At 69.9% G+C, this 13,324-nt stretch carries 15 protein-coding genes and 1 riboswitch; of the genes, 6 read left to right on the top strand and 9 right to left on the bottom strand.

Annotated elements, in window-relative coordinates; genetic code table 11:
* Nucleotides 1–119 precede the first annotated feature (119 nt).
* From ODJ79_RS04985 to ODJ79_RS04975, 3 genes are all read left to right on the top strand, one after another.
* Entirely contained in the window at nt 120–1,154 is a 1,035-nt protein-coding gene (locus tag ODJ79_RS04985) for a sugar ABC transporter substrate-binding protein (RefSeq protein WP_263022121.1), read from the top strand.
* Between the two features lie 3 nt (nt 1,155–1,157).
* Nucleotides 1,158–2,171: an ABC transporter permease gene (locus ODJ79_RS04980; protein WP_263022120.1), complete on the top strand. Its 1,014-nt coding sequence runs from the start codon at nt 1,158–1,160 to the stop codon at nt 2,169–2,171.
* Nucleotides 2,172–2,256: 85 nt separating this feature from the next.
* Complete coding sequence (locus ODJ79_RS04975; RefSeq protein WP_263022119.1) at nt 2,257–3,063, top strand: ATP-binding cassette domain-containing protein; 807 nt, start codon at nt 2,257–2,259, stop codon at nt 3,061–3,063.
* 61 nt (nt 3,064–3,124) lie between these two features.
* Here ODJ79_RS04975 and ODJ79_RS04970 read toward each other — a convergent pair whose 3' ends face one another.
* From ODJ79_RS04970 to ODJ79_RS04945, 6 genes are all read right to left on the bottom strand, one after another.
* Nucleotides 3,125–3,370 (bottom strand): hypothetical protein, encoded by a 246-nt coding sequence (locus ODJ79_RS04970; RefSeq protein ID WP_263022118.1) that lies wholly within the window; start codon nt 3,368–3,370, stop codon nt 3,125–3,127.
* An 83-nt stretch (nt 3,371–3,453) separates the two neighbouring features.
* Nucleotides 3,454–4,029 (bottom strand): TIGR03086 family metal-binding protein, encoded by a 576-nt coding sequence (locus tag ODJ79_RS04965; RefSeq protein ID WP_263022117.1) that lies wholly within the window; start codon nt 4,027–4,029, stop codon nt 3,454–3,456.
* A complete protein-coding gene (locus ODJ79_RS04960; protein ID WP_263022116.1) occupies nt 4,016–4,498 on the bottom strand; it encodes an SRPBCC family protein in 483 nt (160 codons plus the stop codon). Before ODJ79_RS04960 ends, ODJ79_RS04965 begins: the two co-directional genes overlap by 14 nt.
* Nucleotides 4,495–4,842: an ArsR/SmtB family transcription factor gene (locus ODJ79_RS04955; protein ID WP_263022115.1), complete on the bottom strand. Its 348-nt coding sequence runs from the start codon at nt 4,840–4,842 to the stop codon at nt 4,495–4,497. The genes ODJ79_RS04960 and ODJ79_RS04955 overlap by 4 nt, the downstream gene beginning before the upstream one ends.
* A gap of 83 nt (nt 4,843–4,925) precedes the next feature.
* Nucleotides 4,926–5,720, bottom strand: a complete 795-nt coding sequence (locus tag ODJ79_RS04950; RefSeq protein ID WP_263022114.1) for an SGNH/GDSL hydrolase family protein — start codon at nt 5,718–5,720, stop codon at nt 4,926–4,928.
* Nucleotides 5,721–5,805: 85 nt separating this feature from the next.
* Nucleotides 5,806–7,230: a glycine hydroxymethyltransferase gene (locus tag ODJ79_RS04945; RefSeq protein WP_263022113.1), complete on the bottom strand. Its 1,425-nt coding sequence runs from the start codon at nt 7,228–7,230 to the stop codon at nt 5,806–5,808.
* Nucleotides 7,231–7,250: 20 nt separating this feature from the next.
* Nucleotides 7,251–7,342, bottom strand: a riboswitch (ZMP/ZTP riboswitch).
* A 171-nt stretch (nt 7,343–7,513) separates the two neighbouring features.
* Between ODJ79_RS04945 and ODJ79_RS04940 the strand changes: the two genes are divergently transcribed.
* The 3 genes from ODJ79_RS04940 to ODJ79_RS04930 all read left to right on the top strand — a co-directional run bounded on the left by ODJ79_RS04940 (nt 7,514) and on the right by ODJ79_RS04930 (nt 10,726).
* Nucleotides 7,514–9,079: a cation:proton antiporter gene (locus ODJ79_RS04940; protein ID WP_263022112.1), complete on the top strand. Its 1,566-nt coding sequence runs from the start codon at nt 7,514–7,516 to the stop codon at nt 9,077–9,079.
* A gap of 65 nt (nt 9,080–9,144) precedes the next feature.
* Nucleotides 9,145–9,966, top strand: a complete 822-nt coding sequence (locus ODJ79_RS04935) for a helix-turn-helix transcriptional regulator (protein WP_263022111.1) — start codon at nt 9,145–9,147, stop codon at nt 9,964–9,966.
* A 34-nt stretch (nt 9,967–10,000) separates the two neighbouring features.
* Complete coding sequence (locus ODJ79_RS04930) at nt 10,001–10,726, top strand: SDR family NAD(P)-dependent oxidoreductase (protein ID WP_263022110.1); 726 nt, start codon at nt 10,001–10,003, stop codon at nt 10,724–10,726.
* Nucleotides 10,727–10,887: 161 nt separating this feature from the next.
* Here ODJ79_RS04930 and ODJ79_RS04925 read toward each other — a convergent pair whose 3' ends face one another.
* From ODJ79_RS04925 to ODJ79_RS04915, 3 genes are read right to left on the bottom strand one after another with little or no spacing between them, the layout of a single operon-like run.
* Nucleotides 10,888–12,117: an SLC13 family permease gene (locus ODJ79_RS04925; RefSeq protein ID WP_263022109.1), complete on the bottom strand. Its 1,230-nt coding sequence runs from the start codon at nt 12,115–12,117 to the stop codon at nt 10,888–10,890.
* Nucleotides 12,118–12,429: an STAS domain-containing protein gene (locus tag ODJ79_RS04920; RefSeq protein ID WP_263022108.1), complete on the bottom strand. Its 312-nt coding sequence runs from the start codon at nt 12,427–12,429 to the stop codon at nt 12,118–12,120. It abuts the gene before it with no gap.
* A 29-nt stretch (nt 12,430–12,458) separates the two neighbouring features.
* On the bottom strand, nt 12,459–12,869 hold the full coding sequence (locus ODJ79_RS04915; RefSeq protein WP_263022107.1) for an ATP-binding protein: 411 nt from the start codon (nt 12,867–12,869) through the stop codon (nt 12,459–12,461).
* Nucleotides 12,870–13,324: the final 455 nt, after the last annotated feature.

The raw sequence follows: 13,324 nt of genomic DNA, 5'->3' as shown, positions 1-13,324 counted from the left end.
TCAATGAAGATCACGTAGCGCAACCTGCCGGAAACTCGCTGTTGACATAGATGGTGCCTGGGCGTCTACTGCGAATCAACGTTGTCCCTCGATTTGTGCTAAATCGGTTGGGAGATGGCATGCTCATAACCGGAAGGACGGTGGCCGCCGGCTGCGTGATGACGCTGGTGCTCGGCTCGACTGTCGCCTGCAACCGAGGGTCCGGCGAGGACGTCGTCGGACTGATCACAAAGACCGACACGAACCCGTTCTTCGTACAGATGAAGAAGGGCGCCCAGAGCGAGGCCAGGAAGCAGGGCCTCGAACTCCAGACGTTCGCCGGCAAGCAGGACGGCGACAACGAGTCCCAGGTGCAGGCGATCGAGAACCTGATGTCGTACGGCGCCAAGGGTTTCCTGATCACCCCGAACGACTCCAAGGCGATCGTGCCGTCGATCGACAAGGCGCACCAGCAGAAGATGCTGGTGATCGCCCTGGACACGCCGGTCGACCCGCCGGACGCCGCGGACGCCACCTTCGCCACCGACAACTACCAGGCCGGCAAGCTGATCGGCCAGTGGGCGAAGGCGAAGTTCGCCAAGGACGGCAAGCAGGCGAAGATCGCCATGCTCGACCTCAACCCCAACGGCGTCTCCGTCGACGTGAAGCGGGATCAGGGCTTCCTCGACGGCTTCGGCATCCCGGTCGGCGACCCCAACAAGATCGGTGACGAGAACGACCCGCGGATCGCCGGGCACGACGTCACCGACGGCGCCGAGGACGGCGGCCGGACCGCGATGGAGAACCTGCTGCAGAAGGACCCGTCGATCAACCTGGTCTACACGATCAACGAGCCCGCGGCGGCCGGCGCGTACCAGGCCATCAAGAACGCCGGCAAGACCAAGGACATCACCATCGTCTCGATCGACGGCGGCTGCCCGGGCGTCGACAACGTCTCCAAGGGCGTGATCGGCGCGACGAGCATGCAGTTCCCGCTCAAGATGGCCGAACTCGGGGTCCAGGCGATCGCCGCGTACGCGAAGGACGGCACCAAGCCGCAGCCGACGCCCGGCAAGGACTTCTACGACACCGGGACCCAACTGATCACCGACGACCCGCAGGCCGGCGTGGAGGCGAAGGACTCCACGTGGGGCAAGCAGAACTGCTGGGGGTGAAACATGGCAACCGCCACCGCTGACTTCGATGTGCGCCGGCACGACTCGTTCGGCCTGCGCGTCCAACACGCCCTGCACGCCAACCCGGTCCTCGGGCCGCTGGCCGTGCTGATCGTGGCGATCATCGCGTTCTCCATCGTCAACGCCCGGTTCCTCACGGCCACGAACCTCTCGCTGGTCCTCCAACAGGTCACGGTCATCGCCACGCTCGCCCTCGGGCAGACGCTGATCATCCTGACCGCCGGCATCGACCTGTCGGCCGGCGCCATCGCGGTCTTCTCCTCGATCCTGATGGCGAACTTCTGCACCAAGGCCGGCATGCCCGGGGTGATCGCACTGATCCTCGGGCTGGCCTGCGGCACGGCGATGGGCGCGATCAACGGCATGCTGGTCACGAAGATCAAACTGCCGCCGTTCATCGTCACGCTCGGCACGCTCACCATCTTCTTCTCGCTGAACTCGGTGGTCAGCCAGTCGCAGACGGTCCGCGGCACGGACATGCCGGCGCTGATGACCTGGACCGGAACCTCGTTCCCGATCGGGAACTTCCGGCTCACCTACGGCTCGATCATCATGCTGCTGCTGTTCGCGTACTTCTTCTATGCCCTTTCCCGTACGGCCTGGGGCAAGCACGTGTACGCGACCGGCGACGACGTCGAGGCCGCGCGGCTGGCCGGCATCCAGACCGGCCGGGTGCTGTTCTCGGTCTACACCGTGGCCGGGCTGCTCTACGCGATCGGCGGCTGGATCCTGATCGGGCGGCTCGCGTCGGCCAGCCCGAACGTCGGCACCGAGTACAACCTCGACTCCATCACCGCGGTCGTGCTCGGCGGCACCAGCCTCTTCGGCGGCCGGGGCAGCGTGATCGGCACCCTGATCGGCGCGCTCATCGTCGGCGTCTTCCGCAACGGCCTGCAGCTGGCCGGTGTCGAGGTCGTCTGGCAGGGCTTCGCCATCGGCCTGCTCGTCCTGGTTGCGGTCTCGCTGGACCAGTGGATCAGGAAGGTAAAGACATGACCGCCTGCACCGAGCTGCAGCTAGCCGCAGCGGACGACGGCATCGGACGCGAGGGCCAGAAGGGCATGTCAAAGGAGGCGCAGTCGTGACGACCAACGGCAGTCCGGTCCTTCAGGCCAAGGGCCTCGTGAAGCGCTACGGCCGGGTCGTGGCGATCGACGGCAGCGACCTCGAGCTCTACCCCGGCGAGATCCTCGCGGTGATCGGCGACAACGGCGCCGGCAAGTCCAGCCTGATCAAGGCGCTCTCCGGCGCTCTCATCCCGGACGAGGGCCAGATCTTCCTGGACGGAAACCAGGTCCATTTCCGTACGCCGATGGACGCCCGCGCCGCCGGCATCGAGACGGTCTACCAGACGCTCGCCGTCGCCCCGGGCCTGGACATCGCCGACAACCTGTTCCTCGGTCGCGAGGAGCGCAAGCCCGGCGCGCTCGGCTCGGTCTTCCGGATGCTCGACCGCAGCCGGATGCGCGCCGAGGCGAAGCAGCACATGGCCGACCTCGGCGTAGGCACCCTGCAGAACATCGGCCAGGCCGTCGAGTCGCTCTCCGGCGGCCAGCGGCAGGCGGTGGCGGTGGCCCGGTCGGCCGCGTTCGGCAGCAAGGTGGTGATCCTCGACGAGCCGACCGCGGCGCTCGGCGTCAAGGAGGGCAACCGGGTCCTCCAGCTGATCCGCGACGTCCGCGACCGGGGGCTACCGGTGATCCTGATCAGCCACAACATGCCGCACGTCTTCGAGGTCGCCGACCGCATCCACATCCAGCGGCTCGGCCGCCGGGCCACGGTGATCACCCCGAAGTCGCACTCGATGTCCGAGGCCGTGGCGATCATGACGGGGGCCGCGCCGCCGCCCGATCAGCAGGTGGGCGCAGCGGTTTCGCCGGGCGAGTGATCGCCCGGCGTCACCGCCGAACGACGACGACCGGCCGCTGCGGGCCGGTCGTCGCGTACGTCTATCGCTTTCGCTTCTTGGCTTTCTTGCCGTTCCTGCCGCCCTTGGCCCGCTCGCTGAACACCAGATCTTCGTAGACCCGGCGCTCGTGCTCGTTGGCCAGGTCCCGGGCGGTCTTGGGCACGGGGATGAACAGCTTGAACGCGATCGCGCCGACCGCGAAGACCCACACCCACCACGGAATGCCGGATTCCGGACCGAACAGGTTGCTGGCCACGACGTAGGCGTTGTCCACGAACTGGTTCATGACCCCTCCTCTCCGCTCCGGTTCGGCCCCCAATATCGGATGCGGGCGGGGCCGGCATTAGCAAAAGCGCGGGAGCAGTCCGGCTAGGCTGCGGGCTTCCAGTACGGGTCGCGCCCGATGAAACCCAGCATCCGGGCCTGCACGTCCGCATCGGCGGGCACCTCGACCCGCGGGCCGTACTGGCCGGACGAGCGGATGATCTCCTCCATCGGCTCCATCCCGCTCAGCAGCGTCGCGCAGAAGCCGGGATCCAACCGGTCGTCCTGGCCGGTCGCGCGGGACAGGTCCCAGGTGTGCATGAAGACGTCGGAGGTGTAGAACTGGTCGATCGCGGCATCCAGCGGCAGGCTGCCGAGGTGCGGGTTGGTGAGCTTGCGATCGGCCGTCCCGGGGTCGTCGAGCAGCGCCTGCACCGCGTCGGCGTGCGCCTGCCAGGCGCCGACCGGGTCTTCGTCGACCGGCGGCCCTTTGGGCAGCTCGATCTGCGCGCCCGAGGCGAGGAACGCGGGCAGCCACTCCACCAGGTGACGGACGACGTCGCGGGCGGTCCACTCCGGGACCGGGGCCGGGACGTCCCACTCCCGCGTGCCGCGGACCCGGTCGGTGAACAGGCCGGCGATCTGCCGGTGACGCTCGGCGGGACGGTCAGAGATTCCCATCGAGAAGCATCCTCTCCAGCTTGGCGTAACCCTCGTTGACGCCGACCTCCATGCCGGACCGCAGCCAGGCGTCCCGGGCGGCGAAGCTGTCGACCAGCGACTGGGCGCGCAGCCGGCTGCGGCCGTCGCCGAGGTCGTCGATCCAGAGCGTCTCCAGCGCCACGCCGTCGGGCTCGCCCTCGTACGTGAAGGTCTGCACGATCCGGTCCGGGCGTACGTCATGGAAGCACCCGCGGAACCAGAACTCCTGGCCGTCGCCGACCGAGCAGTACCGCCAACTGCCGCCGGGCCGGGCATCCCACTGCTCGATCTTGGTGGTGAGCCGGTCGGGCCCTACCCAGCGGGCGAACAGGGCGGGATCGGTGTGCGCGCGGAACAACCGCGCGGCCGGGGCGGCGAACTCGCGGGTCAGCCGGATGACCGGCACGCTCGGGTCGGCCTCGATGGTGGTCTCGGGGATCAGGTTCATGCCTCGTCTCCGTCCGTCTCGGTTTCGTCGAATGCGGCCAGCAGTGCGTCCAAGCGGCGGTAACGCTGCTCGGCGCGCCGGCGGTGTCGCTCGATCCAGTTGTCCATCAGGTCGAACACCTGCACCTCCAGATGGACCGCGCGGGGCTGCGGCCCCGGCGGGCGGGTGACCAGACCGGCGTCCTCCAGCACTCGCAGGTGCTTGTAGACCGCCTGCAGGGTCATCCGATACGGCTCGGCCAGCTGGTTGGCGGTGGCGTCGCCCTCGGCGAGCCGGGCCACCATGTCGCGGCGGGTCGGGTCGGCGAGGGCGGCGAAGACGCGGGTCAGCGTGTCCGTGGTCATCGGCCGGCCTTTCAACTTTGCGGTTGAAAGTCACCGTAGACCCGACTCACCGTGGAGTCAACCGGATGGTTTAAAGCGCTGCTCTATCGCGTGAGGTGCAGCGTGGTCGCGACCGCCGCCGCGGTGGCGTCGGCGATCTGCCGGTGGCCCGCGGCGTTCGGGTGGTCGCCGTCGTCGGAGAGGTAATGCGTCTCGTCGTACGCGTAGTCGGGGCCCTTGAAGGCGGCCCGCAGGTCGACATAGACCGAACCGGATGCGGTCGCCACCGACTTGATGGCCGCGTTGATCTCGTCGGTCAGCTCCTGGGCGGTCGCCACGTAGGCCTCGCCCTCGGCGGCCGCGTAGCTTCCGCCCAGCCAGACACTCCAGTAGTCCAGCAGCACGACCACGACGTGCGCGCCGCCGGTCAGTTCGTGCACCCGGGCGACGATGGTCGTCAGGTTCTTCTCCACCTGCGGGATCTCGTCGGTGTAGCAGGACAAGTCGGTGCCGCAGGAGCCGGTGTGCGCCACGTCGTTCGCGCCGACCTCGATCTCCACGACGTCCGCGCCGCCGACGTGCTTGATCACGGATTCGTCCTTGTCGAGCTGCCGCAGCACGCCGTCGGTGGTGTAGCCGGCGACGGAGTCGTTGGTGGCGCTCACCTCGGACCCGATCGTCGTCCCGAGGTCGCCGGCCGTGAGCGGCGGGTACGGCGTGCAGTCGCAGTTGGTGCCGCGCGGCACCGAGTCACCCAGCGCGACGATCGAGCGGGGGAGCGCGGCCGCGCCGGAGGCCGAGCCCGGGCTGCTCGTCGGCGGCGCGGCACGGCCACAGCCCGACAGCACGCCGCCGGCGAGCACCGCCACCAGGACGGCCGCGAGACCACCACGCATCATGACCACAACCGTGCCAGTCCGCCGTGCGCCGGGGCTCACCCGGACGGGATGAGCCCCGGCGCCGGCCAATACTGGACTTGAAAAATCAGCCCAGGTCGACCGACGGGTAGAGCGGGAACGGCGCGAGCAGCTCGGTCGCCTGCTTGCTGACCCGGTCGGCGAGGGCCGGGTCGAGGTTGTACTTGGCCTTCGAGCCCTCGGCCGGGCTGGTGTTGGCCAGCACGGTGTGGATCAGATCGGCGATCTGGTCCATCTCGTCGACGCCGAGGCCGCGGCTGGTCAGCGCCGGGGTGCCGATCCGGATGCCGGAGGTGTACCAGGCACCGTTCGGGTCCTGCGGGATCGCGTTGCGGTTGGTGACCACGCCGCTGTCCAGCAGGGCCTGCTCGGCCTGGCGGCCGGTGAGGCCGAACGGGTGCACGTCGAGCAGCACCAGGTGGTTGTCGGTGCCGCCGCTGACCAGCCGGACGCCGCGCTTGACCAGGCCCTCGGCGAGCGCCTGGCTGTTGGTGACGATCTGCTGGGCGTAGGTCGCGAACTCGGGACGACGCGCCTCGGCGAAGGCGATCGCCTTGGCCGCCATCACGTGCGAGAGCGGGCCGCCGAGGACCATCGGGCAGCCGCGGTCGACCTGGTCGGCGAGGCCGGGCTGGGCCAGGACGGCGCCGCCGCGCGGGCCCCGCAGGCTCTTGTGGGTGGTGGTGGTGACGATGTGGGCGTGCTCGACCGGGTTGAAGTCGCCGGTGAAGACCTTGCCGGCGACCAGGCCCGCGAAGTGCGCCATGTCGACCATGAAGGTGGCGCCGACCTCGTCGGCGATCTCGCGCATCTTGGCGAAGTTCACCTTGCGCGGGTAGGCCGAGTAGCCACCCACGATGATCAGCGGCTTGAACTCGCGGGCCGACTCGCGGAGGGCGGCGTAGTCGATCTGGCCGGTGGCCGGGTCGACGCCGTAGCTGCGCTGGTTGAACATCTTGCCGGAGATGTTCGGCCGGAAGCCGTGCGTGAGATGACCGCCGGCGTCCAGCGACATGCCCAGCATGCGCTGGTTGCCGAAGGCCTCGCGCAGCTCCGCCCACTCGGCCTCGGTCAGGTCGTTGACCTGGCGCTTGGAGAACTTCTTGAGGTACGGGACCTCGACCCGGTCGGCCAGGATCGCCCAGTACGCGACCAGGTTCGCATCGATGCCGGAGTGCGGCTGGACGTACGCGTACGGCGCGTCGAACAGGGCTTTCGCGTGCTCGACGGCGACCGCCTCGACGGTGTCCACGTTCTGGCAGCCGGCGTAGAAGCGACGGCCGATGGTGCCCTCGGCGTACTTGTCGGAGAGCCAGTTGCCCATGGCGAGCAGCACGGCCGGGGAGGCGTAGTTCTCGCTGGCGATCAGCTTCAGGGACTCGCGCTGGTCGTTGAGTTCCTTGGCGATCGCGTCGGCGATGCGCGGCTCTACGGAACGGACCACCTCGAGCGCGCTGCGGAAAGCGGCGGACTCGGCATTCAGCTCGGACATGGGTCCTCCTTATCACGGTGCAAGGGGGCCCAGGCGCGCGGCAGTCGTCATTGGCGACGGGGCCGCTCCCCAATGGTTATCCCATCCGAACACGCCAGTCACGGCCCGTCGGTGAGCATACCGGCGTCGGCGGGCCAGGCACCCCCATTAGGTGGAGCGATGCGTCCCACAACCGGCATTCCCCGGCCAGGTTTCGGGCCGCTCCGACATCCACCAAAACGCGCTTTCCAGCGAATTCGCCCCATCCGTCGGTCCGTCGTACTCCCCCTTTAGCCTGATCACCGTGGACGGCGTGCAGCTCCTGCTCATCATCGGTGCCGGCATCGCGATCTCGGCGGTCGCCAAGAAGCGGAACATCGAACCTGGGCTGATCATCGTGGTGCTCGCGGCGGCGGCCTCGTTCCTGCCCGGGGTGCCGCAGCTCGAGCTGAAGAGCGAGCTGATCCTCGCCGTCGTGGTGCCGCCGCTGCTCTACTCGGCGACCCGCGGCGCGTCGTTCAGCGCGTTCGGCGCGAACCTGCGCGCGATCGTGACGCTCGGCGTGCTGCTGGTGCTGCTCACCGCCGGCCTGCTCGGGCTGGTCGCCTCGTGGCTGCTGCCCGGGATGGGCGCGGCCGCGTTCGTGCTGGGGGCGGTGCTCGCCCCGCCCGACACGATCACCACCGTGTCGCACGGCGACGAGATCGGCCTGCCCAAGCGGGTCACCTCGATCCTGACCGGGGAGAGCCTGGTCAACGACGCCACCGCGCTGACCCTGTTCACGATCGCGATCGGCGCGGTCAACGGCGAGCACACCTCGTGGCAGCACGGCGGGCTGGAGCTGCTGCGGAACTCGTTCGTCGGGATCGGGATCGGCGGCCTGCTCGCGGTCGCCACGCTGTTCATCCGCAAGCGACTCGGCAACGCCACGCTGGAGACGACGCTGGTGCTGCTGCTGCCGTTCACCGCGTACCTGGTCGCGGAGGAGGCGCACGCGTCCGGCATCCTCGCGGTGGTGATGGCGGCGTTCTTCGTGAGCATCAACCTGACCCTCGACCCCAAACATCAGTACCCGGGCGCCTACCTCACCCGGCTGCAGGAGGACGCGTTCTGGCCGGTGCTCGACTTCCTGCTGGAGACGTTCGTCTTCGCGTACATCGGCCTGCAGTTGAAGTTCGTCCTCGAGGACCTCGCGCACGAGTCCGAGCCGGGCCTGTCCCGGACGCTGGTCGCCGCGGGCGTGCTGCTGGCGGTGGCGATCCTGTTCCGGCTGGTCGCGGTGTATCTGCTGTTCGGACGCTGGAACCTGCGAGAGTGGATGGTCGCCCGCCGGCTCGCGCGGGACGCGGAGTTCAAGGCCGCATGGCAGAAGCGGATGTCCCGGCGCCGGCGGCGCGGCGGCGAGCCACTGGCCCCGCCGACGCAGAAGGAGACGCTGCTGGTCGGCTGGATCGGCATGCGCGGCATCCTCACCCTCGCCGCGGCCGGCTCGATCCCCGAGAGGGTGCCCGGCCGGAACGCGATCCTGGCGATCGCGCTGTTCGTGACGCTGGGCACGCTGCTGGTGCAGGGCACCACCATCGGCTGGCTGACCCGGCGGCTCAGGTTCGACCTGTCCGGCGAGCGCGCCGAGGAGGAGCGCTTGCAAGAGGTGGGGCGGCAGGTCGTGGCCGAGGCCGCCGCCGAGCCGGCCGCCGACGTGGACGGGTCGTTCGACGCGCAGCGGCGGGCGCTGGGCCTGGCGGTGAACGAGCACCGGCTGACCGAGGAGGTCGCCCGCTCGATGATCGAGGACCTCGACCTGCGTCAGGCCGCGCGGCACACGGTGCATCCGTCGGGCGGTAGCCAGGGACAGTCGATCCCTGGATAGGTTCGACCTTCCTCGGATCTCGCGTTCGGGCCAGTCTTTAGTGGTCACCACGGGAGGCTGAGCTGATGGATCGGGCGCAACTGGCCGACTTTCTCCGGACCCGCCGCGAGGCGCTCCGGCCGGAGGATGTCGGGCTGCCGCGGGGGCAGCGCCGCCGCACCGGCGGGCTCCGCCGCGAGGAGGTCGCGGCGCTGGCCGGCATGTCGGCCGACTACTACGGCCGGATCGAGCAGCAACGCGGCCCGATGCCGTCCGAGCAGATGCTCGCGGCGCTGGCCCGGGCGCTGCACCTGAGCCTCGACGAGCGTGACCACCTCTTCCTGCTCGGCGGGCACCCGGCGCCGCGGCGGGCGCTGCGCGAGGACCACATCGGCCCCGGCATGATGCGGATCTTCGACCGCCTCGCCGACACCCCGGCCCTGGTGCTCTCCCGGTTCGGCGAGACGCTGCGGCAGACCCGGCCGGCCGTGGCGCTGCTCGGCGACGAGACGCGGTACAGCGGGCTGGACCGCTACATGGTCTACCGCTGGTTCACCAACCCCGACTCGCGCCGGATCTACCCGGTCGAGGACCACCCGACGCACGCCCGCGTCTTCACCGCCCAGCTGCGCGAGGTGTACGCGACGGCACCGGACAGCCGGGCCGGCGAGCTCGTCACGGCGCTGCTCGCGGCCAGCCCGGAGTTCGCCGAGATCTGGGCCGCCCACGAGGTCGGGGTCACCCATCTCGACCGGAAACGCTTCGCCCATCCCTCGCTCGGCGAGCTCGAGCTCTACTGCCAGACGCTGCTCGACCCCGACCAGTCGCAGGTGCTGCTGGTCTTCACCGCGGTTCCCGGCTCGCCGAGCCACGAGAAGCTCCAGCTGCTCGCCGCGGTCGGCGACTGAGCCCCATCCACCCCGTACGCAGAAAGGCACCACCATGCCGAAAATCGCCCTGATCACCGGCGGCAACCGCGGACTCGGCCGGGCCACCGCCCTCGCCTTGATCGAGGAGGGCGTCGAGGTCATCTACACGTACCGGGAAGACCCGGGCGAGAAGATCGACGCGATCGCTCTCCCGCTGACGGTCGGCGACCTCGACTCGTATCCGGCGTTCGTCGAGTCCCTGCGCGAGGTGCTGCGCGACCGGTTCGGCCGGGAGGACCTCGACTTCCTGGTCAACAACGCCGGCGTCGGCATCGGCGGGAAGATCGCCGACTTCCCGGTCGCGGCGTTCGACGAGTTGATGAACGTCCACCTGCGCGGCATGTTCTTCCTGACCCAGGCGCTGCTGCCGATGATCGCCGACGGCGGCCGGATTCTCAACGTCTCCACCGGGCTGGCCCGCTTCACCGGGGACGGCAGCTACGCCGCGTACGGGTCGATCAAGGCGGCGGTCGAGGTCTTCACCCGCTACCTGGCCAAGGAGTTGGGCCCGCGCGGCATCGGCGTGAACGTGGTCGCCCCCGGCGCCACGGCGACCGACTTCGGCGGCGGCATGCTGCGCGACAACGACGCCGTCCGGGCGCATCTCAGCGGCCAGATCGCGTTCGGCCGGCTCGGCGAGCCCGAGAACATCGCCGGCGTGATGGTCGCGATGCTCGCGGACAACACCAGATGGATCACCGGTCAGCGCATCGAGGCGTCCGGGGGCATGCTCCTGTAGGCGCCGGTGTGCCGAAACCGGTTCCGTAACTCAGATTACTTGCGTGTTACGGAATGCATCGACAAGACTAACTTCGTCGGACGCACCCCGCCGCCGATCCCCCTCCGGATCACCTCGGTCGTTCCCCGGACCGATCCCGGCGCGGCGGCGGTGGTGCGCTCCTAGGTTCCGGTCAGGGCCAGTGCCAGCCAGAGCGCGAGCACGCCCGCGACGAGCGCGGCCGGCACGCTCACCAGACCCAGCTTCAGGAAGTCCCGACCGTCCGGCGGGGCGTCCCGGCTGTGCAGGATCTGCCGCCACAGCAGGGTGGCCAGCGAGCCCACGTACGTGAGGTTCGGCCCGACGTTCACCCCCAGCAGCACCGCCAGCAGCAGCGCCGGGCGCGCCTGCACGGCCGGCACCAGCACCAGCGTGGCCGGCAGGTTGTTCACCACGTTGGCCAGCAGTGCCGCGAGCCCGGCGACCGCGAGCAGCTGCCATCCGCCCGCGCCGGCCGGGACCAGCGCGTCCACCACCCGGTCCAGGCCGTGCTGCCGAACCGCGAGCACCACCACGCCGAGCGCGAGCACGAAGGCGCAGAACGGCAGGTTCGCCTCGCGCAGCAGCACCCGCGGCCCGACCCGGCGGGGCACGGCGAGCGCGAGCGCACCCGCGGCGGCAACCCAGCCCGGGTGCACGCCGAGCGGCTGCGCGACCACGAAACCGGCCAGCGTCAGCCCCAGCACGACCAGCGCATAGCGGGGCGCGGACGGCACGTCGCCCGCCATCACGGGTTTGGCCGGCGCGCTCAGGTCGACGCGGAAGTACCAGCGGAACACGGCGTACTCGGTGAGGATCACGGCGAGCCAGGGCAGCGCCATCACCCCGGCAAACCCGAGAAACGTCAGCCCGCTCGCCGCGAACGCCAGCAGGTTGGTCAAGTTGGACACCGGCAGCAGCAGCGACGCCGAGTTGGCCAGGTGCGCCGACGCGTACGCGGCCGGGCGCGGCCGAGCCCCGGTGCGCGCGGCGGTGGCCAGCACGACCGGCGTGAGCAGCACGACTGTGGCGTCCAGGCTGAGCACGGCGGTGGTCAGCGACGCCACCACGAAGACCGCGGTCAGCAGCCGGGACGGCGACCGGCCGCTGATCCGGGCGGTCAGTGCACCGGCGTACCGGAAGACGCCGTGCTCGCCGGCGAGGTGGGCGAGCAGCAGCACGGCGGCGAGGAACCCGACGGTCGGCCCGAGCGCGCGCACCTCGGCCACCACGTCGCGCCAGGGCAGCAACCCGGCGACGACGGCGACGACGGCCGCGGGCACCGCCACGGTCGCCTCGGGCAGGCCGCGCGGGCGCACCACCGCGAACGCGAGCACGCCGACCAGCAGGGCCGACGCGTACAGAAGAGGCATCTATCCGCCGAACAGCTCCAGCACGCCGGACACCTTGAGCACCCGGGCGACCAGGCCGTGCGCGTTGACCACCCGGAACCCGGCGGGCCGGGCGCGGGCGGCCTGGTAGGCCTCGATCAGTGCGCCGAGCGCCTCGGAGTCGACGAAGGTCACCGCATCCAGGTCGATCACCACATCGCCGTCGTCGAGGGCGGCGAGGATCGTCTCGCGCAGCGTGTCGCGGGCGGTGATGTCGAGTTCGCCGCCGAGGTGCAGGAGCGTCGCGGACCCGTCGGCCGCTCGCTCCTGGCCGATCACGTAGGAGTCCGCCACGGGGAACTTTGTACCAGCAGTTGGCGCAATCAGCGCGGGAAGCTGGCCCAGACGTGCTTGGTGAGCTCGGTGGAGTACCAGCCGACGTCGATCGCGAACGTGCGGGTGAGCTGAAGTCCCAGGCCACCGGCGCCGAGCGGCCGGTCCTCGGCGACCCGCGGCTCGGCCTCCCGGTCGTGGTCGGAGACGTCGATGATCAGGCGATCGCCCTCGCTCAGCAGGCGCACGACGGCCGGCGGCAGGCCGTACCGCAGCGCATTGGTGGCCAGCTCGTTGGCGACCACGGTCATCCGATCGGTGACATCCGGACCGGCCGCCGCCACGTCCACCGCCGCGCGAAGGTCGGCCCGCAGCCCGCGCAACTCCCCGAAGCTCGCGAGCGTCCACCGGCATATCTCGTCGGCCCTCGGGTACGGAACCGAGGCGGGCAGCGAGGACATGGCGTCCATCTTGCCCGGAGCTGGAGTTTTGCCGCATCGGCCGACCGGCGTGACGTGGACGACCATCGAACGATCACTCCGTATTAGTTGTCATCACGCAAAGTCACTCATACTTTCGGCTAGTCTTTTCTCCACCTCTCGGCTAGGGTCTTGGTAACCGAACGGCCGAATGCAGCGTCGACGGAAACCGGATCGATAGCCGTCGACCACCGATAGGGACGCCCGACCGACCGGGTCTGCAACAGGGACCGGGCTCTCCGGGAAGGTGCCAGGGAGGACCAAGCATGACCGTCACCGAGACGTCGCAGATCTCGCCGGCCGCCCACACCGGCGCCACCGCGCCGGCCGACAGCGCCGCCGAGTTGCTCAACGCGATGGCCGCGATGCCGATCGGCCATCCGTCCCGCGCCCAGCTGCGCGACAGTGCGATCGAGGCGTGGCTGCCGCTGGCCCGC

Source organism: Actinoplanes sp. KI2 (genome assembly GCF_025630775.1).
Taxonomy (GTDB): Bacteria; Actinomycetota; Actinomycetes; order Mycobacteriales; family Micromonosporaceae; genus Actinoplanes.
This window is presented reverse-complemented; position numbering and strand designations above follow the sequence as displayed.

Bases quoted from the DNA above. Each gene is read 5' to 3' on its own strand.
- ODJ79_RS04980 (WP_263022120.1), top strand. From the start codon at position 1,158: ATGGCAACCGCCACCGCTGACTTCGATGTGCGCCGGCACGACTCGTTC.
- ODJ79_RS04945 (WP_263022113.1), bottom strand. From the start codon at position 7,230: ATGTCCGAGCTGAATGCCGAGTCCGCCGCTTTCCGCAGCGCGCTCGAG.
- ODJ79_RS04935 (WP_263022111.1), top strand. From the start codon at position 9,145: ATGGATCGGGCGCAACTGGCCGACTTTCTCCGGACCCGCCGCGAGGCG.
- ODJ79_RS04915 (WP_263022107.1), bottom strand. From the start codon at position 12,869: ATGTCCTCGCTGCCCGCCTCGGTTCCGTACCCGAGGGCCGACGAGATA.
- ODJ79_RS04955 (WP_263022115.1), bottom strand. From the start codon at position 4,842: ATGACCACGGACACGCTGACCCGCGTCTTCGCCGCCCTCGCCGACCCG.
- ODJ79_RS04985 (WP_263022121.1), top strand. From the start codon at position 120: ATGCTCATAACCGGAAGGACGGTGGCCGCCGGCTGCGTGATGACGCTG.
- ODJ79_RS04950 (WP_263022114.1), bottom strand. From the start codon at position 5,720: ATGATGCGTGGTGGTCTCGCGGCCGTCCTGGTGGCGGTGCTCGCCGGC.
- ODJ79_RS04965 (WP_263022117.1), bottom strand. From the start codon at position 4,029: ATGGGAATCTCTGACCGTCCCGCCGAGCGTCACCGGCAGATCGCCGGC.
- ODJ79_RS04925 (WP_263022109.1), bottom strand. From the start codon at position 12,117: ATGCCTCTTCTGTACGCGTCGGCCCTGCTGGTCGGCGTGCTCGCGTTC.
- ODJ79_RS04960 (WP_263022116.1), bottom strand. From the start codon at position 4,498: ATGAACCTGATCCCCGAGACCACCATCGAGGCCGACCCGAGCGTGCCG.
- ODJ79_RS04930 (WP_263022110.1), top strand. From the start codon at position 10,001: ATGCCGAAAATCGCCCTGATCACCGGCGGCAACCGCGGACTCGGCCGG.
- ODJ79_RS04970 (WP_263022118.1), bottom strand. From the start codon at position 3,370: ATGAACCAGTTCGTGGACAACGCCTACGTCGTGGCCAGCAACCTGTTC.